The organism is Microbulbifer sp. ABM4_008 (genome assembly GCF_056311705.1).
Window position 1 is genome coordinate 3268731 of the sequence record NZ_CM149970.1, and the last position, 22299, is coordinate 3291029.

The 22299-nt window shown below is 52.8% G+C and carries 24 protein-coding genes and 8 tRNA genes; 5 read left to right on the top strand and 27 right to left on the bottom strand.

Annotated elements, in window-relative coordinates; translation table 11 throughout:
* Nucleotides 1–113 precede the first annotated feature (113 nt).
* Nucleotides 114–1511: an adenylate/guanylate cyclase domain-containing protein gene (locus tag ACYX4J_RS14030; RefSeq protein ID WP_282933535.1), complete on the top strand. Its 1398-nt coding sequence runs from the start codon at nt 114–116 to the stop codon at nt 1509–1511.
* A 28-nt stretch (nt 1512–1539) separates the two neighbouring features.
* On the opposite strand, the gene cyoD is transcribed toward ACYX4J_RS14030, so the two are convergent.
* The 19 genes from cyoD to msrB all read right to left on the bottom strand — a co-directional run bounded on the left by cyoD (nt 1540) and on the right by msrB (nt 13258).
* Nucleotides 1540–1860, bottom strand: a complete 321-nt coding sequence (cyoD, locus tag ACYX4J_RS14035; protein WP_444912603.1) for a cytochrome o ubiquinol oxidase subunit IV — start codon at nt 1858–1860, stop codon at nt 1540–1542.
* Entirely contained in the window at nt 1853–2479 is a 627-nt protein-coding gene (locus tag ACYX4J_RS14040) for a cytochrome c oxidase subunit 3 (protein WP_444916045.1), read from the bottom strand. The genes cyoD and ACYX4J_RS14040 overlap by 8 nt, the downstream gene beginning before the upstream one ends.
* On the bottom strand, nt 2480–4555 hold the full coding sequence (locus ACYX4J_RS14045; RefSeq protein ID WP_476176862.1) for a cbb3-type cytochrome c oxidase subunit I: 2076 nt from the start codon (nt 4553–4555) through the stop codon (nt 2480–2482).
* Nucleotides 4552–5517, bottom strand: coding sequence for a cytochrome c oxidase subunit II (locus ACYX4J_RS14050; RefSeq protein ID WP_476176863.1), 966 nt, complete (start codon nt 5515–5517; stop codon nt 4552–4554). The genes ACYX4J_RS14045 and ACYX4J_RS14050 overlap by 4 nt, the downstream gene beginning before the upstream one ends.
* 255 nt (nt 5518–5772) lie before the next feature.
* Nucleotides 5773–6354, bottom strand: coding sequence for a hypothetical protein (locus ACYX4J_RS14055; protein ID WP_444894406.1), 582 nt, complete (start codon nt 6352–6354; stop codon nt 5773–5775).
* 34 nt (nt 6355–6388) lie between these two features.
* Nucleotides 6389–7921 (bottom strand): DcaP family trimeric outer membrane transporter, encoded by a 1533-nt coding sequence (locus ACYX4J_RS14060; protein ID WP_476176864.1) that lies wholly within the window; start codon nt 7919–7921, stop codon nt 6389–6391.
* 179 nt (nt 7922–8100) lie between these two features.
* Complete coding sequence (gene queF, locus ACYX4J_RS14065; protein WP_476176865.1) at nt 8101–8931, bottom strand: NADPH-dependent 7-cyano-7-deazaguanine reductase QueF; 831 nt, start codon at nt 8929–8931, stop codon at nt 8101–8103.
* A gap of 7 nt (nt 8932–8938) precedes the next feature.
* Complete coding sequence (locus ACYX4J_RS14070; RefSeq protein WP_476176866.1) at nt 8939–9712, bottom strand: ABC transporter permease; 774 nt, start codon at nt 9710–9712, stop codon at nt 8939–8941.
* The gene (locus ACYX4J_RS14075) at nt 9709–10644 is read right to left on the bottom strand and encodes an ABC transporter ATP-binding protein (protein WP_282933543.1); all 936 of its coding nucleotides are present in this window, start codon (nt 10642–10644) and stop codon (nt 9709–9711) included. The genes ACYX4J_RS14070 and ACYX4J_RS14075 overlap by 4 nt, the downstream gene beginning before the upstream one ends.
* 203 nt (nt 10645–10847) lie before the next feature.
* Nucleotides 10848–10923: transfer RNA gene (locus tag ACYX4J_RS14080), tRNA-Gly, on the bottom strand.
* A gap of 33 nt (nt 10924–10956) precedes the next feature.
* A tRNA-Glu gene (locus ACYX4J_RS14085) sits at nt 10957–11032 on the bottom strand.
* Between the two features lie 118 nt (nt 11033–11150).
* Nucleotides 11151–11226: transfer RNA gene (locus ACYX4J_RS14090), tRNA-Gly, on the bottom strand.
* Between the two features lie 33 nt (nt 11227–11259).
* Nucleotides 11260–11335 (bottom strand) — tRNA-Glu (locus tag ACYX4J_RS14095).
* 118 nt (nt 11336–11453) lie between these two features.
* Nucleotides 11454–11529: transfer RNA gene (locus tag ACYX4J_RS14100), tRNA-Gly, on the bottom strand.
* Nucleotides 11530–11562: 33 nt separating this feature from the next.
* A tRNA-Glu gene (locus ACYX4J_RS14105) sits at nt 11563–11638 on the bottom strand.
* Nucleotides 11639–11756: 118 nt separating this feature from the next.
* Nucleotides 11757–11832, bottom strand: a tRNA-Gly gene (locus ACYX4J_RS14110).
* Between the two features lies 1 nt (nt 11833).
* Nucleotides 11834–11909, bottom strand: a tRNA-Glu gene (locus ACYX4J_RS14115).
* A gap of 159 nt (nt 11910–12068) precedes the next feature.
* A complete protein-coding gene (locus ACYX4J_RS14120) occupies nt 12069–12845 on the bottom strand; it encodes a DUF1499 domain-containing protein (RefSeq protein ID WP_476176867.1) in 777 nt (258 codons plus the stop codon).
* Nucleotides 12842–13258: a peptide-methionine (R)-S-oxide reductase MsrB gene (gene msrB / locus ACYX4J_RS14125; protein WP_413665066.1), complete on the bottom strand. Its 417-nt coding sequence runs from the start codon at nt 13256–13258 to the stop codon at nt 12842–12844. Before msrB ends, ACYX4J_RS14120 begins: the two co-directional genes overlap by 4 nt.
* A gap of 186 nt (nt 13259–13444) precedes the next feature.
* On the opposite strand from msrB, the gene ACYX4J_RS14130 reads away from it, so the two are divergent.
* Together ACYX4J_RS14130 and ACYX4J_RS14135 are read left to right on the top strand one after the other, a co-directional pair.
* Nucleotides 13445–14659 carry a pyridoxal phosphate-dependent aminotransferase gene (locus ACYX4J_RS14130; RefSeq protein ID WP_108732567.1) on the top strand — a complete coding sequence of 405 codons (1215 nt, stop codon included), beginning with the start codon at nt 13445–13447 and terminating at the stop codon, nt 14657–14659.
* A complete protein-coding gene (locus ACYX4J_RS14135; protein ID WP_476176868.1) occupies nt 14659–15060 on the top strand; it encodes a hypothetical protein in 402 nt (133 codons plus the stop codon). Before ACYX4J_RS14130 ends, ACYX4J_RS14135 begins: the two co-directional genes overlap by 1 nt.
* 34 nt (nt 15061–15094) lie before the next feature.
* Here the strand turns inward: ACYX4J_RS14135 and ACYX4J_RS14140 are convergent, their stop codons facing one another.
* From ACYX4J_RS14140 to ACYX4J_RS14160, 5 genes are read right to left on the bottom strand one after another with little or no spacing between them, the layout of a single operon-like run.
* Entirely contained in the window at nt 15095–16036 is a 942-nt protein-coding gene (locus ACYX4J_RS14140; RefSeq protein WP_476176869.1) for a class I SAM-dependent methyltransferase, read from the bottom strand.
* A 3-nt stretch (nt 16037–16039) separates the two neighbouring features.
* A complete protein-coding gene (locus tag ACYX4J_RS14145) occupies nt 16040–17191 on the bottom strand; it encodes an ATP-NAD kinase family protein (RefSeq protein ID WP_444894415.1) in 1152 nt (383 codons plus the stop codon).
* Entirely contained in the window at nt 17182–18303 is a 1122-nt protein-coding gene (locus ACYX4J_RS14150) for a 4-phosphoerythronate dehydrogenase (protein WP_476176870.1), read from the bottom strand. The genes ACYX4J_RS14145 and ACYX4J_RS14150 overlap by 10 nt, the downstream gene beginning before the upstream one ends.
* On the bottom strand, nt 18300–19193 hold the full coding sequence (locus ACYX4J_RS14155) for a 5'-3' exonuclease (RefSeq protein ID WP_476176871.1): 894 nt from the start codon (nt 19191–19193) through the stop codon (nt 18300–18302). Before ACYX4J_RS14155 ends, ACYX4J_RS14150 begins: the two co-directional genes overlap by 4 nt.
* On the bottom strand, nt 19190–19774 hold the full coding sequence (locus tag ACYX4J_RS14160) for an elongation factor P hydroxylase (RefSeq protein WP_476176872.1): 585 nt from the start codon (nt 19772–19774) through the stop codon (nt 19190–19192). Before ACYX4J_RS14160 ends, ACYX4J_RS14155 begins: the two co-directional genes overlap by 4 nt.
* Nucleotides 19775–20067: 293 nt before the next feature.
* On the opposite strand from ACYX4J_RS14160, the gene ACYX4J_RS14165 reads away from it, so the two are divergent.
* Nucleotides 20068–20754: a hypothetical protein gene (locus tag ACYX4J_RS14165; protein WP_108732560.1), complete on the top strand. Its 687-nt coding sequence runs from the start codon at nt 20068–20070 to the stop codon at nt 20752–20754.
* 75 nt (nt 20755–20829) lie between these two features.
* Here the strand turns inward: ACYX4J_RS14165 and tusA are convergent, their stop codons facing one another.
* On the bottom strand, nt 20830–21060 hold the full coding sequence (gene tusA / locus ACYX4J_RS14170) for a sulfurtransferase TusA (protein ID WP_282933554.1): 231 nt from the start codon (nt 21058–21060) through the stop codon (nt 20830–20832).
* A gap of 118 nt (nt 21061–21178) precedes the next feature.
* On the opposite strand from tusA, the gene ACYX4J_RS14175 reads away from it, so the two are divergent.
* Nucleotides 21179–21466: an antibiotic biosynthesis monooxygenase family protein gene (locus ACYX4J_RS14175; protein ID WP_413665059.1), complete on the top strand. Its 288-nt coding sequence runs from the start codon at nt 21179–21181 to the stop codon at nt 21464–21466.
* On the opposite strand, the gene ACYX4J_RS14180 is transcribed toward ACYX4J_RS14175, so the two are convergent.
* Both ACYX4J_RS14180 and ACYX4J_RS14185 read right to left on the bottom strand, forming a co-directional pair.
* Entirely contained in the window at nt 21441–22079 is a 639-nt protein-coding gene (locus ACYX4J_RS14180; RefSeq protein ID WP_444927308.1) for an alpha/beta family hydrolase, read from the bottom strand. The genes ACYX4J_RS14175 and ACYX4J_RS14180 overlap by 26 nt on opposite strands.
* A complete protein-coding gene (locus ACYX4J_RS14185; protein ID WP_444932699.1) occupies nt 22072–22296 on the bottom strand; it encodes a YheU family protein in 225 nt (74 codons plus the stop codon). Before ACYX4J_RS14185 ends, ACYX4J_RS14180 begins: the two co-directional genes overlap by 8 nt.
* Nucleotides 22297–22299: the final 3 nt, after the last annotated feature.

Here is a 22299-nt window from a genome sequence, read left to right on the forward strand (position 1 = left end):
CTGCGCTGCTGGAGTCACGGCGTGGCTATACGGTGGATGGGGAAATCGGAGCCACCCTATCGCCAACGCGCAAGGTGTTCACTTTCTGCTCAAACGGACAAAGAACAACACAAATGCAGGACCAGCTTGAGGAGAGCACGGGGCGGAATGTTAACCCTCGCTACTCCACCTATTTTCGCACCCTGATTTTATTTGCCGCTGCCGGTACCCTGGCAAACGCGGTGAATTGGGATGCGCCATGGCAATCAGACAAGCTGGTTATTACCGGATCTGCTCTTTTTATCATTGCTTATACCGCTCTCGCCCAATTTATCCTCTACAAAACTGGCGATAAAAAAGCACTGAAAACCCGCCGCTGCCTTTCTTTCCTGGATACAGTACTGATCGGCATCACCATATCCCTGGCAGACTTCAGCATGCTGCCCTCGCTGCTGCTGGTTACCATGGTCCAGCTGAATGCCCTCACTGGGGGCGGCGGTGGTCGCGCTTGGTTTGAGCACAATACCGGCTTACTGGTTGGGGTCGTTATCGGGTACCTGATGCACGAACCATCCCTTCTGGTGAGCGCTGACCTCACTATCAGCACCGTAAGCCTGATCTGTATTCTGGCCTATTTATGCGCCTATGCATTCTTTACCCACCGCCAGATTGGCCAGCTTAAGGAAGCCAATCACTCCCTGATGGTTGAGCAGCGCGTTAGCAAGGTTCGCTCCTACAAACTTTCCAAGTACTTGCCACAAAAGCTGTGGCGCTCTGTCACTACTGGGGATGAAGAAGCTCTGGTGACCCAGAGAAAGCTCCTCACCGTTTTCTTTTCTGACATCAAAGACTTCAGCCAGCTCACCGAGGAGTTAGAGGCAGAGACCTTTACCCAGCTGCTCAATAATTACCTCTCTGAAATGGCACGCATCGCTGGGCAATACGGCGGCACTATCGATAAGTTTATCGGCGATGCGGTAATGGTTGTTTTTGGGGACGATGAGAGTAAAGGACCAAAGTCAGACGCTCTACGCTGCGTAGCTATGGCCCTGGCGATGCGTAAACGCGTACGTGAAATGAAGCAGGAATGGTATAACAAAGGTATCTCGCGCCCCCTGCAGGTTCGTATGGGGATTAATACCGGCTACTGTACTGTCGGCATTTTTGGTACCGCTAACTACCAGTCTTACACGGTGATGGGTACCCACGTTAACCTCGCTTCGCGATTGGAAGGCGCCGCCCAGCCGGGAGAAATCCTGATTAGCCACGAGACCTGGGCCATGATCAAACACACGGTAATGTGCCGGGACAAAGGGCATATCACCGTAAAAGGTATTAGTACCCCGGTGAAGGTTTACCAGGTTACTGATCTGCGTAAGAACCTGGGCGGCCAGCAGAGTTACCTGGAGGAGCATGCCCCCGGATTCTCAATGCATTTAGACCTGGATAAAATCCGAAATTACGATAAAGAAAAGGTCTTACAGTCCCTGCAAAAAGCAGCATCCAACCTGAAGAGCAAAGTTATTATCTAATTTTATAAAAGGTGGTAAGCGTAAAACGCTACATAGTTGTATGCATACGCACCGCCAGGTTCCCCATAATCCAGACTGTACCTAACACAATAATCAAAAGAATTAAGCTAGAGAAAAGGATTAACGCCAGGTTATCCCTCCGGTCCCGTTGGGTCGTTACGTTCAAGAAATATTTTAATTGCACTACCAGTTGCGCAACCCCCAGTAACGCAACGAGAATCAAGACACTTTTATTCTCCCTTCCGATCGTCAGCACTGCGGCAAAAGCCGCCAGAGTGAGCACAATAGACAGGATATAACCTGTGATATACAGCCGCAGGTGTTGTGCAAAAGTCGGTTCTTTAGCCATAGACCCAGCCACCGAAATAAACCACGGAAAAAATTCCGATCCAAATCAAATCGAGGAAATGCCAGAACAATGCCAGGCGCAGAAAGCGCAGCTTTACGACATCCCCCAATCCCATAGTGAAAACCTGAACGATCAAAACGATCATCCATAGACAGCCGAAAGTGACATGGAGACCGTGCAAGGGCACTAAACCAAAAAAGGCTGACAGGTAACCACTGCGCTGTGGCACCCCTCCCTTCTCGGCCATCCCGGCAAAGTCGTAAAGTTCCAACGCCAGGAAACCCATGCCCAGCAACAGGGTTATCACCACCCAAAATAGAAAGGCAGAGCGACTGCGTTCATGCTTAACAATAACTGTCGCAATACCCGCAGTGAGGCTGCTGGTTAGAAGAAGCATCGTTTGGGCGAACAAGCTGCCGAAATCAAAAAGCTCTTTCGGGCCCGGCCCTCCGGCGGTAGCGCCCACCATGGTGATATAAATCGCAAATACCACCCCAAAGAAAATCAGGTCGCTCATCATGAAGACCCAGAAGCCAAAGATCACCATATCGGGATCTCTGTGGATGGCTTCGTGGGGATTGATGCTGCCCGGGCTTTTCGGTGAAGAGACGGGATTCATTTAGATCTCCAGCTTCGCAAGGCCGACATTTCGCGGGGAATCTTCCAGGTCCCGGCTCACTGCCTCGCTCTTCTCGACCAAGGCCAACCAAGCTTCCGTATCCTTCTCTAACTGACTGGCAGGAATAATATATTCCGTTTCTTTGCGGAAGGTGGCCGCGATAACTGCAACCAAAATGGTTAATGCGGAGATCAGTGCAAGCCACCAGATGTACCAAACCAGGGCAAACATCAAAATTCCACTGACAACGCACAAAATAAATCCGAGAGGATTATTTTTAGGGAGCTCTATGTCTCGATAGACTTTAGGCCGCTTATAGGCTTCACCGTGCTCCTTAGCCTCAGTAAATGCATCCCGATCAGTAACCTTGGGTATTTCAACAAAGTTATAAGCCGGTACTGGAGCGGGAGAGTTCCACTCCAGGGACCGTCCATCCCAAGGATCACCCACAGGAACCTGGGTTTTCTTTCGGTCCCTGATACTTACGATAAATTGAATAACCAGCGAAATTAAGGCCGCCAGAACAATCATTGCGCCGATAAAAGCAACGATCATGTACGGCTTGAATGTGAGATCGGCATAGCTGAATGATCGTCTTGGCATCCCCAATAAGCCGGCGCCATAGAGAGGGAAGAATGTCACCATAAATCCTGCAAACCAGAGATAGGCTGAGCGTTTGCCCCACTTATCATTAAGGCGAAAACCAAATGCTTTGGGGAACCAGTAGTTGTACCCCGCCAAAATTCCAAACAGCACGCCGGGAATCAGAACATTGTGGAAATGCGCCACCAAGAACAGTGTATTGTGCACTTGGAAATCGACAGTAGGGTTAGCCAGGATAACCCCAGATAGACCACCAATCACAAACAGGATTAAAAAGCCGATGGCATAAACCATTGGAGTGGTAAAACGTATTCGACCTCGATACATGGTCGCCATCCAGTCGTAAACTTTCACCCCGGTCGGCACCGCGATCAGCATAGTCGCTATACCAAAGGCAATATTGATCGTCGGACTCTGCCCCATGGTAAAAAAGTGATGTAACCACACCGTAAAGGACAGGATCGCAATACACATGGTGGCAATCACCAGGGATTTATAGCCGTACAGGGTTTTTGCCGAATAGGTGGAAAAGACCTCGGAAAAAATACCATAGGCTGGCAGCACCAACAGATAGACCTCAGGGTGACCAAAGAGCCAAAACAAATTGGCATAGTTCATCATATTTCCACCAAGGTCATTGGTGAAGAAGTGGAAATCCAGGTAGCGATCCAAGCCCAACATTAGTGCGGCAACGCTGAGAGGCGGCATTGCGAAAATCATTAGAATGGACGCGCAGAGTACGGTCCAACAAAACAGTGGCATACGGAATAGATGCATTCCTGGACCACGGCATTTATACACGGTGACGGTGAAATTAATTCCTGTTAATGTCGTCCCCGCCCCAGAAAATACGATCGCCCATATCCAGTAGTCAGGCCCAACCCCGGGACTAAAATCCGCCCCCGTATAAGGTGGATAAGCCGACCACCCCCCTGTAGAAAACTGCCCCACCACCAGAGAGACCATCAACAAAATACCGGAGGAAACTGTCACCGCCAGGCTGATCTGATTAAGTACCGGGAAGGCCACATCACGGGCACCAATTTGCAGCGGCATAGCGAAATTAATAAGGCCCACCAAAAACGGAACTGCCACAAAAAACACCATTATGGTGCCATGCGTACTGAACAACTGGGCAAAGTGATCTGCATAGAGGAAACCTTCCGGTGCGGCGGCTTGCTGGGCACGCATTACCATTCCCTCCAGCAACCCTCGAACCAACATCACGATCGCAAAAGCAATATACATAATGCCGATTCTTTTGTGATCAGTGCTGGTCAACCAATCCCGCCAAAGTGTTCCCCAGACTTTAAACCAGGTCAATAAAAACAGGGTTCCCACTGTTGCCAGTATTACTATCGAGCCCGCCACACTGGCAACGGCCTCACTGACAGAGGGCCGCTCAAGAAACCCGCTAAACACTAGAGAATCCCAATTGAGCTTACCCAGCCAACCGTAATCCAAATTGTTCATGGCTGCGCTCCCTCGGCATCATTCTCGCCCCGGCCGAATTTTCGGGTACCGGGCTGCTCTTCGATGCTCAGCGGTTTACCGGAGTGATAACGCATTACTATTTCGTGAAAAAGGTCTGTGCCCGGCAAGTTAAAATACAGTGTATTTTCTGGCATCTTGCTATTTCCCAAGACTTTGTATGCTTGTTTTTTGGTGTTTCGCTGTGCCAGGCGGTTATAATTCTCTGGACTCAGGACAATCCCACCCGTCCGTACTTGCTTTACCCAGGCTTCAAAGTCCTCATCAGCCACAACCTTGACTGCAAAATTCTGGTCGACAAAACCATTGCCGGTATATTGGGTATTCTCCCCTCTGGTGTCGCCGGTTTTTGTACCGATAAAATTGAGCTTTGTCGTCATACCCGGCATCACATAAATCTGCCCAGCCAGTGCAGAAATAAAGAACGACTGCATTACCGTGTCGCTGGTTAATACCATTGAGACTGGAGTGTGTACTGGTACAACCAATTCACCGACCGTTGCAATATCCAGCTCCGGATAGATAAATAACCACTTCCAGTCGAGCCCCACCACCTGCACTTTTACCGGGGGGACAACGCCCTGTATTTCCTTGTAGGGATCGAGCCGTGCCGTTGCACGCCAGAGCATCACTGACAGCACAATTATGACCAGGAATGGCACACCCCACATAATCACTTCGAGCGGACCATAGGTTTCCCATTTGGGCGCATAGAATCCGTGACCTTTTTTTCTTCGGTATTTAAAGAGGATTACTGGCACCAAGATAAATACCGGAAGAACAGCGACCATGGTGAGTGCCATAGCCCAAAAGAAGTGTACTTTCTGCTCCTCTGCCACTGGTCCCAACGGCATCAGAAAAGTTTCAGAAGCACTGGCTGAATAGGGGATTAATAAAATTGAGAGAAAAACTGGCAGAATAAATAATAATCGTGGAGCGTGCACATCAACACATCTCCAGTACCTTAGACACGCACGCCAAAAAACCACAGGGGCTTTTAGATTCCAATCCATGGTAAAGCCTACCGCCAAAAGTAGTTAGCTGGCATCTATTCCTGCTAACGCTTTGAATTCCCTTTCGAACCATTGAACGCGCACTCTTTGATAGGCCCATCAACGGTTTGTCTCACCAGAATAGCTGAATACAACAGTTTTATTGGCCTGGAGAAAGGTTCGATAAAAATCACGATAAATTAGCGGCTATAAAACGCCATTGCCAGACATAGTGCGAATCATCACCTCTACAAACTCGCGTAAATCTCTCTCATTGGGATGGCGCAGCTCCTCCCCTGAATACTTGTATAAAAAAGTATCCGACTGAACCGACCAATAAACTTCGTCACTAGGCGCCGAATATAAACGTGTCTCCACAACAGCAACCTGGGAGTTGCGAATATTCGGGTTGATCCGTTTTAATGCCAACAATTGGGTAACCAATAAAGTGTCAAATCCCCTCTCCCGGAGTAAGGGTGCAATCTCCCCCATTGAGGGAACACCAGTTATTGCCCCGAGAGCACTCCAGGAATGCGCATCAATACCCGTATCCTGCAGTTGCATGACCCACTCCCTTTCTACCTGCCCACCGACTATCGGCCTCGGTACCAGGGTATATGCGAGTACCAGGGTTTTTCCTAAGCTTTGAATACCAATATATGGGGACTGCCATACCCGCGTAACCACGGTACTGGCTGAAGTCCATCCGAGCAAAAGAGAAATCACTGAAAGGCTGCATAACAACCGAATAACTCGTGCTTGAAATAGCTTCTCTCGTTTGACTCGCATATACCTGAACACCTCGTTTAAACACTTTACTTTCTTAAAATGTCATTCGGGTCGTAAATTGTGTCCGCACCAAAGAACCCCTATCTCCATCTTTGTCTTTGCGAGCGCCGTAGAGCACCTCGATTCCAGTCAACCAACGGGGAAAGGGTAACCAGACAATATTGATACTGCGATATTGGGTTGCTTTGTAGGCCTCACCGGGTTGGAAGTCCAGATTATCCTGCCTTACCCTGCCGTAGGTCGCTACGGTATACAGGCAAGGAGTCCACCAGTGCTGGTACCCCAGATACCAGGCTGTAGTGTTTAGTGCCTCTACAGAGTTATCAAAAAAATCATAAGCTGCATCTGGTGGCGCGTCATTAAGTAGACCGCTATATCCCGCACCGAGGGACAAAGAGTAATAAAGGACATCCTTGGAAAGTACGCCGGGCATATTGAAAGTGCCGCTTAAATTTAATCCCCAGCCGGTAGTCGATACGGCTGAATCCGGATCGCCACTCGCGCGCAAATCCCTTAATACCAAACCCGCTTGTACCTGGGACCTAGGCAAGTCCGACTCCAGCGCAAATACCGCATCAGGCCAGCGTGCAACCTCGGTTGCATCCTCGAATATTTGTGAATCTGGCGCTTCAATAGCCACCTTAAAGTAATACTGTGGCCCGTACCTCTTAATCCATCGGACCATTGAATGGCGCAAGCCAAATGCCGAATTAGGCCCCTGGAAATCCAGAGTATTGGGGACCGCTTCCAAGTTCGCGAATGTTGACCACTGCTGCCCCACAAGAATACTGCCCCCCCAAAGCGCATTACTCACTTCTCCATAAGCTTTGCGCATACGGGGGTTGGGAGTGGTAACACTGGAGTCCTGCAGGAAGTCCATCGAAATCAGGGTTTTAAATTCACGTCCCTCCCAGTGCTGCAGGGTCTCAAATACCAACCTGGAGGTCTGCACGGTAAATTCTGTCTGCCCGTCCGCTCCCTCTGCAGCCGTTTTGTCGAAAGTCACAATATCGGCAGGTACAAATTGTGCGGGGCTGATGATCGCGTCGGTATCATAATTGACATCCAAGTCCGCAAAGCCACTGATCTTCGCCTTCATGGTATTTCCCAACAAGGGAATGGAACCAGGCCACTCCGTTGTCGCATTGGCAATCACATCTTCGATGTCACTGGGGTCAGGTACCGCCTGATCAGACTGAGCCCGCGGCGGAGGCAGCGAACCAGGTGGAACTTCCTGGCGTATTTCCTCAATCTGTCGCTGTAAATCATTCATGTCCTCCTTGCTCACCGGTGCTTCGACAGGCTGTACAGGAGTTACTTCCAGAGACGGTCGGGATGGTGGTGCCCGTTGCATTTGCTCAATTTGCCGACGCAGGGCTTCGAGGTCTGCCTGTTGTTGCTGAATCTGGGCCTGCTGCTCTTCCAACTGCTGTTGCTGGGCCTCAATCACCCGTATCAGTTCATCAGCTTTAACATAAACTTCTGCAGTGGAGGGTTGAGAAAAAAGAAGTGGGGCAAAACCGATAACTACGGCAGGAATTACTGGGGACTGGGTATTAATCTCCATCTGTCAGCCTCAACTCCACCTCCTGTGGGGCGGCCAACACAACTGCACTGTCGGTTTCCCCGGCCTATCTGGAAAGCGTAGCTTAAGAGACAGCAGCGCCAACCCAGCTCGGCACCAAGCAAAGATTGGAATTGAAGGGCCGTGCCACCGGGGACTCCGGTGGCACTTAAGAAAAGAAATTATTGACGGGCAAAACGCGGAGGCATACGTTTCTCAATGCGAGTCGATCTCAGCGGATTAATATCCAAGCCGCCACGACGGGTATAGCGAGCACATACAGTTAACTCGGTAAATTCCGCCAACTGTTGCAAGTCGCAAAAGATACGCTCGACACAGTGCTCGTGAAAATCCTGGTGTTCGCGGAAGGAGACAATATAAGCCAACAGTGCCTCTCGCTTCAGTGCCGGCCCTTTATAGTCCACAACCACTGTCGCCCAATCCGGTTGCCCCGTTACCGGACAATTACTGCGCAGCAAGTGGCTATAAAGAACCTCACTCACATCTTCCTCACCGCCTTCCAGGGCGAGGAGTGCGGGGTCCGGTTCGTAATTGTTCACTTCTATATCCAGATGATCCAGACAGTAGCCCTCTGGCTTCTCAACTGCCAGCGCTGCATCTTCCACATCCATCAAGGTAACGTCGACATTTGCCCCCGCCGCTGCAGAGAGGTCCCGCACCAGGGCATCCTGTACCAATCTCCAGGATTCAAACTTGCTCTGGTTGAAAGAGTTTAAATACAACTTGAAGGATTTTGACTCCACCATGCAGGGGCTTTCCGCAGGAAAACTAAAACGAGCCACCGCCACCTGTGGTTTGCCCCTGGGGTTCAGCCAGGAAAGCTCAAAACCCCACCATTCGTCCTCTCCAAAGAAAGGCATTGCGCCGGCAGAAAGCCCCAACTGGGCTCGGGATACTGAGCGCTGAATTGGATGGAGCAACTCGGGGTTGTAAGTGGATTCGTAGGTGGTCTCCTGCCCCAGGGGGAGGTTTTGCCAGTCTTCTCTTGTCATAAATTTCTCAATGTCTCAGTCGCTTACCGTGGCTCATCAGATAAATGGCCCAGGATGCCAGAAGCGCAATAAATACCAGGACGCCAAAAAATGCCCCGAAAACATTAATATCGGAAACACCCAAAATGCCGTAACGGAAGGAGTTCACCATATAAAGAATTGGGTTCAATTTCGACAACCCCTGCCAAAAAGGCGACAGCAGGTCGATAGAGTAAAACACGCCTCCCAAGTATGTGAGGGGAGTTAATACAAAGGTCGGAATAATAGAGATAGCATCAAAACTATTGGCAAAAATAGCATTGATAAACCCGGCCAGGGAAAACAGCACCGCCGTCAAAAATACAATCGCTACCGTGACAAAGACGTGCTCTACCGTCAGCGAGGTAAAAAACATCGCTACGAGAGTCACTATCAACCCCACCATTAATCCCCGTGACACACCACCGAGAACATAGCCCGCCATAATCACCCAATTCGGCGTTGGCGAGACCAAAAGCTCCTCCACACTGCGCTGAAATTTAGCGCTGTAAAAAGACGAAACTACGTTGGCATAGGAGTTGGTAATCACCGACATCATGATCAAACCCGGTACAACAAACTCGATATACGGATACCCCCCCATATCACCGATTCGCCGACCAATCAGGGAGCCAAAGATCACAAAGTACAGTGACATAGTGATTACCGGCGGTACCAGGGTCTGTGGCCATATACGCATAAAGCGCCGGACTTCCCGACGGTAAATAGTGCTGAATGATATCCAGATTAATCTGCCCTTCACTCTTCTAGCCCCGACATTTTTTCTTCCGACAACATGGACAGGAACAATTCCTCCAAGCGATTAGCGCGATTTCGCATACTGGTAACTGTGATGCCCTGCCGCTGCAATGACGCAAATACCTCGGTCAGAGATTGCCCCTTTTCAATAGTGACTTCCAGTGAGTGATTGTCCCGCAAACGCCCTTCATAACCGGACAAGTCCGGGCACTCAGTGAAAAATTCCGCGCAATCCAGGATAAAGGTTTCCCGGTTCAGGGTTTTCAGTAGTGACTTTATCGAAGTGTTCTCGACAATAGTGCCCTTGTCGATTATCGCTATATTGCGACAGAGGCTCTCGGCTTCCTCCAGGTAGTGGGTGGTGAGGATAATTGTGGTGCCCTGCTGGTTTATTTTTTCCAGGAAACTCCACATGGAACGCCGCAGCTCTATATCCACTCCGGCTGTAGGTTCATCCAGAATCAGCAACTTCGGCTCGTGAATCAGCGCGCGGGCAATCATCAATCTGCGTTTCATACCACCGGAGAGCATGCGCGCCTGGGTAGCGCGCTTATCCCACAGCCCCAACTGCTTCAGGTATTTCTCAGTGCGTTCTTCAGCCAGTTTGCGCGGCATACCGTAAAAACCGCCCTGGGTAACGACAATGTCGAACACTTTCTCAAACTGGCTGAAGTTAAATTCTTGTGGCACAACACCTAACAGGCGCTTGGCCGCAGCAAAATCGACGTCGATATCCTCACCAAAAATCGACACTGAACCACCGCTTTTGCGCACAAGGGAACAGATGATACCGATAGTAGTGGACTTCCCCGCCCCATTGGGGCCCAGCAGCGCAAAGAAGTCTCCCGGCTGCACGTCAAAACTGATGCCTTTCAGGGCCTGGAAACCATTGTCGTAGGTTTTCTGTAAGTTATGGATCGATAGCGCAGCGCTCATCTTGCACTCCTATAGTGGGGAGCGTTATTCAACGCGCTTGCCCGAATAATTTCAACCTGAGGGGAGCTAGGGTTTTTCATACACGTCACCTGGTGGGATGAACCGGAACTTGCAGGAGTCCCGGGCAAAAGTAACCGTGCAGAAGATAAGAATTACTATATCGGAAAAACAAAAAGCCGCTCGATTGAGCGGCTTTTTATTTTTGGAGCGGGAAACCGGGTTCGAACCGGCGACCTCAACCTTGGCAAGGTTGCGCTCTACCAACTGAGCTATTCCCGCAATTGACCCGGTAGCATTGCTACCGGGTCGTATTGGCATCCCCAAGGGGAGTCGAACCCCTGTTACCGCCGTGAAAGGGCGGTGTCCTAGGCCTCTAGACGATGGGGACAGAAACTTGCACTTCGATCTTTCGATCCGGTGCTGCCATGCTGTCCATGGCAGTGCCACTGATTTCTCGGTGGCGTGCTCTCCGAGTTGACTAGAGATCATCTCGCAAAGCAGAAAATTGGAGCGGGAAACCGGGTTCGAACCGGCGACCTCAACCTTGGCAAGGTTGCGCTCTACCAACTGAGCTATTCCCGCAATTGACCCGGTAGCATTGCTACCGGGTCGTATTGGCATCCCCAAGGGGAGTCGAACCCCTGTTACCGCCGTGAAAGGGCGGTGTCCTAGGCCTCTAGACGATGGGGACAGAAACTTGCACTTCGATCTTTCGATCCGGCGCTGCCATGCTGTCCATGGCAATGCCACTGATTTCTCGGTGGCGTGCTTTCCGAGTTGACTAGAGATCATCTCGCAAAGCGGAAATTTGGAGCGGGAAACCGGGTTCGAACCGGCGACCTCAACCTTGGCAAGGTTGCGCTCTACCAACTGAGCTATTCCCGCAATTGACCCGGTAACATTGCTACCGGGTCGTATTGGCATCCCCAAGGGGAGTCGAACCCCTGTTACCGCCGTGAAAGGGCGGTGTCCTAGGCCTCTAGACGATGGGGACAGAAACTTGCACTTCGACCTTTCGATCCGGTGCTGCCATGCTGTCCATGGCAATGCCACTGATTTCTCGGTGGCATGCTTTCCGAGTTGACTAGAGATCATCTCGCAAAGCGGAAATTTGGAGCGGGAAACCGGGTTCGAACCGGCGACCTCAACCTTGGCAAGGTTGCGCTCTACCAACTGAGCTATTCCCGCGTGGCATCCCCAAGGGGAGTCGAACCCCTGTTACCGCCGTGAAAGGGCGGTGTCCTAGGCCTCTAGACGATGGGGACCCAGAAACCTTCTGTCGTTTCGCTCCACCTTTGAGTGTAGCCCTGCGTCAGAAGTGGGGCGCATTCTATGGATCACCGCTAAACCTGTCAACACTCTTTTTGATTTTTTTTCTTTTGTTGTCAGACACTTACAAAACCCAGCCATTTCTGGAGTGCATTCTAGTACCGCTCTGTGCCAGTTCCCTCGAGCACCAGCGCGTGCAGGTGCAACTCTTCCAGAAATTGGCGGATACGCTTCGCATTGGTACCCAAGTCACTGACCCCGACTCGGGAGCTGGAACGCACATCGACTTTGGAGCCACCACCCACGTCAGCGCTGACCCGTACAACGATATCGTCCGTAAAACCGAGGATCGGTGTTTTCGCTACAGCCTCCAGGTGGCCCCGCTGAGGCTCATAGGAAACCACTTTCCAACCCAGGTCTTCGGCCACTTCAGCAGCGATCTCAGTGGTACGAGCTATCGGGAATTCCACGTGCAACGGCATTATATCGGCATATATATCCGCCTCCCGCTGCAATTCGGCCACCTTCTCTCCACCGTATTCGGCACTGTTATCGCCTTTCTGGCGCAACTTCAATACCTCTTGATACTGGGGGGGATTGCGGGTATCGGTACTGATGTCGTGAATTCTTGGCACATCGAAGTTGCCCTTGCCTACGGTTACCAGAGGTATTGCCACCGGTAGCAGTCCGAGCAACGCCGCCCACAGAGCATTACTGCGCACCAACGGCTTGCTCTTGCTCACTCCCCAGACAAAAACAAACAGGCTCAGTAGCGCAATTGCCAAGGCTGCACCGCCAGAAAACGCAAATATTTTGAAAACCACAGAGAAGTGCAGCAACCCGTAACGCAAGGCGGCAGCCGCAAGGACGATCAGCAGTAACAGAATCCACTGCACCCGCAATAGCCAATTACTCCAGTGTGATTCCGTCACTCAGTGTCATCCTCCGTTTCATCGCTGCCCTGGTCCAGCTTTACCGATAGAGAGTTCACACAGTATCGAAGTCCCGTATCGGTGGGGCCATCGTCGAATACATGGCCGAGATGGGCATCGCACTTACTGCAGCGAATCTCTACACGCTGCATACCGTAGCTGCTGTCAGGCAGCTCCTTCACCGCACCTTCATAATGCTCTGCATCAAAGCTGGGCCAACCACACCCGCTCTCAAATTTTGACTGCGAGCCGAATAAAACCTCGCCACAGCAACGACAACGATAGACGCCATCGTCAAAAACATCCCAATATTCGCCGCTAAACGGCGCCTCTGTCCCACCTTCCCGGCAGACCTCAAACTCCTCATCTGTAAGCTTATCCCGCCAGTAGTTCTCATCCATCTGTTTTGACATACTCTAGTGTTTCCGTAATCAATTGGGGTTTCCGGTCAGGCGTCACTTTGTGGCAATGCCTATGTGTATCGGTTCCCGGTTTCCCGCAGGAGTGGTACCTACCGCTGGTGGACATTACCCAGTTTTCGCGCACTGAACTCGCGGCCCTGGGCCGCTCCTGCTCTGCAATAGAGCTTCCAGGTCACCATGAAGGACATCAATAAATCAGAAAAACTGCACGGCGTCTGCTACGAAATTCGCGGCCCCGTGATGGAGCAGGCCCAGCGCATGGAAGAGGAAGGCCACCGCATCCTCAAGCTGAATATTGGCAACCCTGCCCCCTTCGGTTTTAACGCCCCCGACGAGATTATCCAAGACGTCATTCACAATCTCTCTGAGGCACAGGGCTACGTCGAGTCCAAAGGGCTCTTCGCTGCGCGTAAGGCCATTATGCAAGAGTGCCAGACCCTGGGTATCCCGGGCGTCGAGATTAACGATATTTACCTGGGCAACGGCGTCTCCGAACTGATTTCCATGAGCACCCAGGCCCTTCTCAACAATGGCGATGAAATGCTGTTGCCAATGCCCAACTACCCCCTGTGGATGGCCGCCACCAACCTCACCGGTGCCAAGCCAGTTCTCTATCGCTGCGACGAGGAGTCCGGATGGCTGCCTGATATTGAGGATATCAAAGCAAAAATCACTTCAAAAACCCGGGGCATAGTGGTTATCAATCCCAATAACCCCACTGGCGCCGTTTATCCCCGGGAACTACTGGAGGATATTGTCGAGGTTGCCCGCAGTCACAACCTGGTGATCTTCGCCGATGAGATTTATAGCAAGATTCTCTACGACGATGCGGAATTTACCCCGATGGCCAAACTGGCCCCGGACGTGCTCTGCCTGAGTTTTAACGGCCTGTCCAAGTCCTACCGCCTGGCCGGCTTCCGCTCTGGCTGGATGGTTATCAGCGGCACTAAACACCGAGCCAAGGGTTTTATCCAAGGGATGGAAATACTCGCTTCCATGCGCCTGTGCGGCAATGTACCCGCCATGTTCGCAGTACAAACCGCTCTCGGTGGCTACCAGAGTATTAACGATTTGGTCCTGCCCGGCGGGCGCCTGCGCCAACAGCGAGATATGGCCCACCGCATGCTCAATGACATTCCCGGTGTGAGCTGTGTCAAACCTAGCGGTGCTATCTACTTGTTTCCCAAGCTGCATCTGGATCATCATAAGATCGAAAATGACGAGCAGCTGGTGCTGGATTTCCTGCGCCAGGAAAAAATACTACTGGCTCAAGGCAGTGCCTTCCACTGGGATGCACCGGACCACCTGCGCATTGTCTTCCTGCCCCGTGCCGACGACTTATCGCATGCGATGGAACGCCTGGGCGACTTTTTGGAGCGATATTCCTGCTGATGCTGGACGATTTACATATTCACGATTTTTACCGGGATGCCGGCAGGGTACTGCTGGCCATGTTTAATCAATTCCCGGTACCGGCAACCGTTTACGTGGAAGATATTTCCGGCCCTGACTCACCGGATGAGTACGGGCTGCACTCCCCCCGCCATTTAGCCTGCCTGGGGTCCATGACCTGGCTTAAGCAGAGTGGCTATATCAACTTTTCCCAGCTAGTGCGCCAGGAGGCGATGGAGGATGCAGTATTAACCCACAAGGGTTTCCTGCTAATGATTAATGCCGGAGCTGAGTCCGGGCAGAGCAACGCCCAGTTGCTCAACAGCGCTGTGCGCGAGGGATCATCAGGCCAGTTGCAGGCGCTGATGGAGTGCTTGATGCGGGAGTTTGCCGCGCTGTAAGAGGCTCCTTAATGCGCGGCATTGGCAATCGCCATTACCGGGATTGGCGACGATATTTAACGTGCAGCATTTTTAAGGCAGCATCCGGGTCCCGATCAGGGAAATCCGGGTTCTGCTCCAACCGCGCTACAACTTCATAACCGCTGTCAGATCCGAGGATTAACTCCCTAAACTGGGCTTCGCTGTGCCGGGGCGAGTTGATCACCATCAGAAGATCCGCCTCAGCGGCGAGACAAGCGGGCAGCTGCCTCAGCAACTTTTCATAATTCTGGCTGACATCGAAGCGACCTTTTTGTCGCGTCGGCGGGTCGACAATGCCCAGGTCAAAGGGGCCGCGACGGTCGAAGCGCTTGAATTGACGCAGTGCATCGAATTGCAGGAACTGAACCCCTTTGAGCGACAGCCCATTAACCTCGTGATTTTCCCGTCCGCGATTTAAAACACCGCGATTGACATCCACATTTACAATATCGATATCACCTGCCGCTCGCGCGACCGCAGAAAAGGCACAGGTGAAAGCGAAAAGATTGAGCATTTTTGCCGACGTCTGCCCAGCTCTTGCACGCACCTGCTCTTCAAGCCAGGCCCTGCCCGGCTCAATATCCAGGAAGAAACCCACATTTTGTCGATCAAACGTGAGGGGGAATTTAAGGTTTCCACGCTGCGCGACCGGGTCTGTTACCGGCTCACCAAAGTGCCACTGTAAAGGTGCCCCAGGGAGATAGCGTCGCTGCGCAGCAACTCCTTGATAACCTCGCGCCTCAGCCATTTGCCAGAGCTTTTCACACAGCTCTACTTCACCTTCATATTCTTCAAAAAAAGTCACTAACAAAGCGGGGAAAAAGCTGTCGACGCAAACCTGCTCCAAACCCTCATAGCTGCGACCCCGGCCGTGAAAAAAACGGCGGCTGTCGCCAACATTCTGTCCTAGTTTATTTTCTACCTGCTCCAGCAGTAACTGCCAATCTGCACTCATCGCTTATTGAATATCCCCGTTACTCAGTGGATAAAGAATGGCATCCCGGTAGCCGGTAACCACTCGAATAAAACCACTCCACCGTTTATCAAGCTTGGGGTTACCGCTATCGATTAATAGCGGGCGCCCATGCAATTCCGTAATTTTTGTTTTAGTCGCAACCACGATTAAATTATCGCGCCCAACGCGCCGCAGTACATTGGCTGACAATTGTTGGTTACCCCGGCCAATTAAGTGACCCTGGCCACCAATGGCGGTGAGAATGATTTTTACCGGCCCGCTGTGATCGGCAATGGCCTGTTCAATTTGCGGCGCACTGACATCCAACTGCAACAACTGGCCATCCAGTAATAAATCCACCCCCAACAGTGTCCCCTCACAGCCCAACTCGCTGAGGATTGCCAATGTAGTAGAGCCTGGGCCAACGACATACAGGGTTTGCGGGTCCAGGTCTTCGGTAATCTCTGCGGCGATATCCGCAACTGCCAGCTCTTCCACTTCGCGGCCGGCATTTTTTACCGCCTGTAAAAACTGGCCTTCCTGGGGCACCAGCAACTCGCCGTAGTAACGCGTGGTTACCCGCCCACTGCGGAATGACTGCTCATCAATATCCCGCACTTCACGCTCAGCGAGGTCCACCAGCTGCCCCGCCATCAGACGGCGCAAAACCTCACCACCCGCTTTAGGGGAAATCGCAAAACAGGCGGAGTGCATTTTCACTCCGGCGGGAATACCCAGCACCGGGAAATTATCCCCCAGGGCATTGACGATATTTCTCGCAGTGCCGTCACCGCCAATAAAAACAATGAGGTCTGCACCATTGTTGCGGATAGTAGCTGCTGCACGCTCTGTATCCTCCGGGGAGGATGGCGAGCACTCGGCCACGCCCACTTCACAGACAGAAAAACCGAGTTTACGCGCTGTACTGGCCCCCATATCGCCGGCAAAGCACAGGATTTCCAGCTCATCCTTATAGGGTTTTAGCTCCTCAAGGGCCAGCGCCGCACGCTGATTTGCCTGGGGTTCGATACCTGCGTCCAGCGCGCGTTGCACCGTTTCGGCACCATCGCTCCCCTTGAGACCCGCCGGGCCGCCAATGCCAGCCCAGGGGTTAATAATTAAACCAAGCTTTTTTACTTGTTTACTTAACTGCACGCCAACCCCAACACTTCCAGTTGCCGTTTCTCTTCGTCACCCAAAGTCTGGGCTGAAGTTTTGTAGTGACTGAACTCCAGGCGCTCGGGGTACTCTTTACGCAGCAAGTCAAAAGCCTTCTCCATCGGCACATCACCTGCTGCCGCCGCGCGCAGGCGACGATCGTCCGCGCGGGGGTTGTACATCTGCAACAGTAATTCTTCAGCCGAGTCTCCTGTGATCTCTTTAGATGTAACTGCCGACTGACATTCCGCAGACATAGGCGCAATACCCAATTCCCGGCACAGGGCCTCGCGGATCATACGGGTGCCGGCCAGCTTCCCATCCAGGCTGTAACCGGCAATATGCGGTGTCCCCAGGTCAACATGCTGCAATAATTCAGTATCGATATCCGGTTCGTTCTCCCATACGTCCAGTACGGAAGTAAAACGCTTGCCCCGCTGGATTTCCGCCAGCAGTGCCCGGTTGTCTACCACCCCACCCCGGCCCGCGCTAATCAAGACGCTGCCATCGCGGAGCTGGCGCAACTGCTCTGCTCCAATCATATGGAAACTGGGGTAGGTGCCGCCCTTAACCAGCGGTGCGTGAAGGCAAACAATATCCTGGCTAAGCACCTTTTCCAGCTCACTCGCATCCGGGTTTTCCGGTAGCCAGGGATCGTAAACTGCGCAGGAAACCCCGAGAGCATGCAAGCGCTGCTGCAAAAGCCCGCCAACATTGCCGCAGCCCACTATGCCGAAGCTGCGCCCATGCCAGTCAATTTCCAGTGCGGCCAGGGTGCAGAAAACATACTCCACCACGGAGTTGGCATTGCAGCCAGGCGCGGCGCTCCAGAAGATCTCATTGCGTTCCAACCACTGGGTATCCAGGTGATCAGTGCCTATGGTGCAGCTGCCAACAAAGCGCACCCGGGTCCCCTCCAGCAGGCTTTGATCAACCTGGGTGACCGAGCGCACCAGCAAAATATCCGCATCAATTAATTGTTCTCGGCTCAAGGTGCGGCCGTGGTAGCGCTCCAGCGTTCCCAGATCACCGAAATACTCCTCCAACGCAGGAATATTCTCATCGGCAACAATTTTTAATCCCGCACTCTGTGCAGCGCTATCCGTCATGTAAGTTCTCCATCAACACCCGCTAAGGTGCGTTCAATCTTCTTGCTCAGACCGCCGATACCAAATTCCTCCGCCAGGGCACGGGCCAGGTAGACATCTACCGGCTGCGGGCGCAAATCTGCCAGCTTCATATCCAGGGGAACCCGCTCCTCAAGACTGGTCAGGCGCTTGGCTAGGTGCAGCTGCTCTTCGTATTCCTCTATCCGGGCCACCAATCCCTTGGCTCCGCGAAAGGGCATTGTGGCAAGGGTATCGAGCTGCTCCAGCAACATTTCTATAGTGTCGAATGTCTCTAACAGGCGTGCCGCAGTCTTTGGGCCAACGCCGGGTATCCCGGGAATATCATCGCTAGTGTCTCCCACCAGGGCCAGATAGTCGGGAATCTGTTCCGGGCGCACACCGAACTTTTCCCGTACGCCCTCGCCATCCAGGTGCCGGTCGTTGGCAAAATCCCACAGGGATACAGCGCCCCGAGCCAGCAGCTGCCCCAGATCCTTGTCCCGGCTCACAACCACTGGGTTATGCCGGTGCAGCTTCCGGGTTAACGTGGCCAGTATGTCATCGGCCTCGTAGCGCTCACTGGAAAAGCTGGCAATACCCAGTACCTCAGCCATTTCCCGGCACGCCGCCAGCTGGAAAGCCAGGGCTTCATCTGGTAGTGCGCGACTGCACTTATAGTCCGGGTAAATCTCATTGCGAAAACAACTTCCCAATGATTCGTCGAAGGCGCAGGCAATATAGCCCGGTTGTCGCGCCAACATATCCAACAGGAAGTTAGTAAAGCCGTAAACGGCTTCAGTGGAGTAGCCACTGCGACTCTCCCAGTTGGGCGGCAGCGCAAAGTAGTAGCGAAAAATATATACCGATGCGTCTATGAGATAACTATTCAAGAGAGATCCGCCAATTGGTAGCTACCCCGATCAAAAGGATTGGGACAACCGAATTCCTGCATCAGGGCTTCGGCGAATGCACAGGCCCGAGGGTTGGGCCGGGTATCACAATAGTCCAGAACTTGCTGCCAGATGGCCTTTTTAAACGGGTCGCTGGCGCCCAATCCATTCTCCAGATTGTCGGCGCTCACGCGGAACTTGAGTCCGCAAGCCCGTGCAAAGATCCACTCAAGGGCCTGTGGCTTGACCTCTACCTGCTCAAACTCAGCCTGCTGGTCGGCACTGCGACCATCCGGCGCATACCAGTAACCGTAATCCGGCAACTGCCGCCGGGCCTCTCCGGCGACACACCAGTGCGCCACTTCATGCAAAGCGCTGGCGGCATAGTCCAGGGTGAACTCTACCTGGTGGTAGGTTTGACCCTCCCCCCTGGGCCGGTAATAGGGCTCGCAAAAGCCCCCGCGAAGTCGGGTATTGAGCCCATTTGGGTCTGAAAAACAGTGATCGAAGACTCTGACAATACGATCAGCCATTGGCAGTTTCGTAGGAACAGAAGCCATTTCTGCGGTTGCAACAGGCAAGGCGTTCTCCGGGATACCTCAAAGGCGGGGACTATATCAACGCCTGCGCCCCGATCAAAGCGCAGGCGCTTGCGGGGCGCAAAAGGCGCTGGTTGTATTTCGGCAAATCAACATATACCTTTAGGAACAGGGATGCCGCAGAGGGCGTGTCCTTCTAGCGTCTCCCCGAGGAGGGAATTAAAGCAATCAAACACCCTCCTGCCCCAGTCTTCCTTCAGAGGTAGGGCATTTCGCTGTCGCACCTTCATCTGACGTGGAGACGGTATACAACCGGCCCTGCAAGGAGGTGTTCCATGACAGACCACAGCATCAACAATGTGGTTGACCTCTTCACCGGCGAGCCCATCGAAACTTCTGCGGACAGGCGCTTTATTCGTCTTTCGCCGGAGCTAGACGGCTTGGAAATGCTCTACTCCAACAACTCCAGCGGCACAGATCTATATAGCCTGAAAGTTTTATGCTGGGGTCTCAAAGCAAATGGCGAGGTCGTAGGCCTCGTTCCCTGGTTAAACACCATAGTGGCCTGTCCCGACATCAAGGACCCTCTCGACGGACGCTTTGAGGGCTACTATGACCCCGGCATTGAGGAAATCTTCCATCAGCCCCCCATTCACAAGATCGTCGAGCTGGAGACTGCGGCGGAATACTTTGAATACGAGAGCAATAAAGCTGAGGAAGTACTCCAGGAGATCCCCGACACCATCGGCACCCACGCTGTGTTTATGGATGAACAGCGCGAGAACCTGACACTGATTGAGGTCGTCAGCTGGAGGTTGCACGCCGACGGGGAGATTCACGGCATGCTAATAGACCACGATATTGTTGAAACCACTCCGGTTTTACCGGGGGATCACTGCCTGTACCCCGCGCAGGAGAGCGAGGGATTCCGGTACTTTTTCCAACACCATATCGCTAACAAAATTAAATCCGAGGACCCCGAAGCCCTGGCCGCTATCGCTGCCCTGGTGACAGCTCCCTAGGGACTGTTGGGTCTTAATATTCAGGAGTGTGCCAGCCCCCGCCAATGGCATGGGGGCTGGAGCAACCGCGACCCGCTATTCCGCTTTTTTAATCCAGTAGACAAATTCGTCATTTTCCTCTGCGTGCTGTACCAGCTCATATCCAAGAAATTGGCAGAACTTGGGCACATCCCGCTGAGTGGAGGGGTCGGTAGCAACCATTTTCAACACTTCACCATCGGCGACATTGCGCACCGCTGAATGCAGCATCATGACGGGTTCCGGGCACAGGAGGCCACGGGCATCTAAGGTGTGATCTGACTTCATAGGTATCATTGTGCGCAATTTTACCGCCGTCGTCATCTCCAGAGGCATGAGGGCCGCGCGGTAATTCCCCTGCGCCCGCACTAAAATCCTCATAGGGCTAACGCAATTCGGGCTGACAATGATCTACGTGTTGATAGAACGGGAAATTGCGGCAGAAATGCAGGGCAGCTATGAAGAGGCCGCCCGCAAAATCCTCACTTGCGCCTACCGCACAGTAGGCTTTATCGAGGGGCAGACCTATATCGAGAAGGGCAATCCCTTGCGGCGCTTTACACTCTCCAAATGGCAATCTGAGCTCCATTGGCAACACTGGTATACCAGCCAGGAGCGCCGCGCACAGATGAATCTACTCAACCCACTGATGGTGCGGGAAGAGCGCATTACTGTCCTCGAGATCGCAGCATAAACTGGGCAGCCAACTCTACTGCGGATTGCCAATGCTGAAGCTGGTTAAAACCGCTGGCGCGACGGGGTTTAAAGTCGTGATCGCCATCTTCCAGCCACTCGACCTCAATGGTGTTCGCCAAACCGTAGCCCTCTACCTCAGCCCGGCTGCCTAATGGGTCCCGATCTCCCTGTATCACCAAGGTCTGGCAGCGAATATCCACCAAGTGCTCGGTACGCAGCTTTTCCGGCTTGCCCTGGGGGTGAAACGGATATCCCAGGCATACGGCACCGGCAATCGCCTTCTGCCCCCAGTATTCATCCGCCAATAGACTCGCCACGCGCCCGCCCATGGACTTACCACCGATAAACAGGGGCAACTCGGGGCCTAACTGGACGATTTGCTCGCGGAAAGACTCTTGCAGCTGGGGCATGGTATTGGGTGGCCGCTTACTTCCCCCGGTGCGCCGCTGCGCCATATAGGGAAACTCAAAACGGACAACTTCCACACCCTGCTCACACAACCCCTGCGCCAGGAACTGCATAAACTCACTGTCCATCGGCGCCCCGGCGCCATGGGCAAACAGAAAGCGCGCAAGGGGCTCTCTCGGGCTATCGATCAACCACTCAGACATCGGGGGGCAGGTCCTCGGCCAGGACCAGGTTTACAGTTTCTTCACCGGGCTCAAACCAGATCACCACTTGGCCGGATTGCAGCTGGCGACGCAGGCCGGCAACTTTGTCCACCAGTTCCACTTCACGTTCACCGTATTCGGTGCCCTCGCGAGTGGCGTACTCTTCCAGCAGAGATTGCAGGGTATCGGCATCTAGTTGTTCGAAGGGAATAATCATACA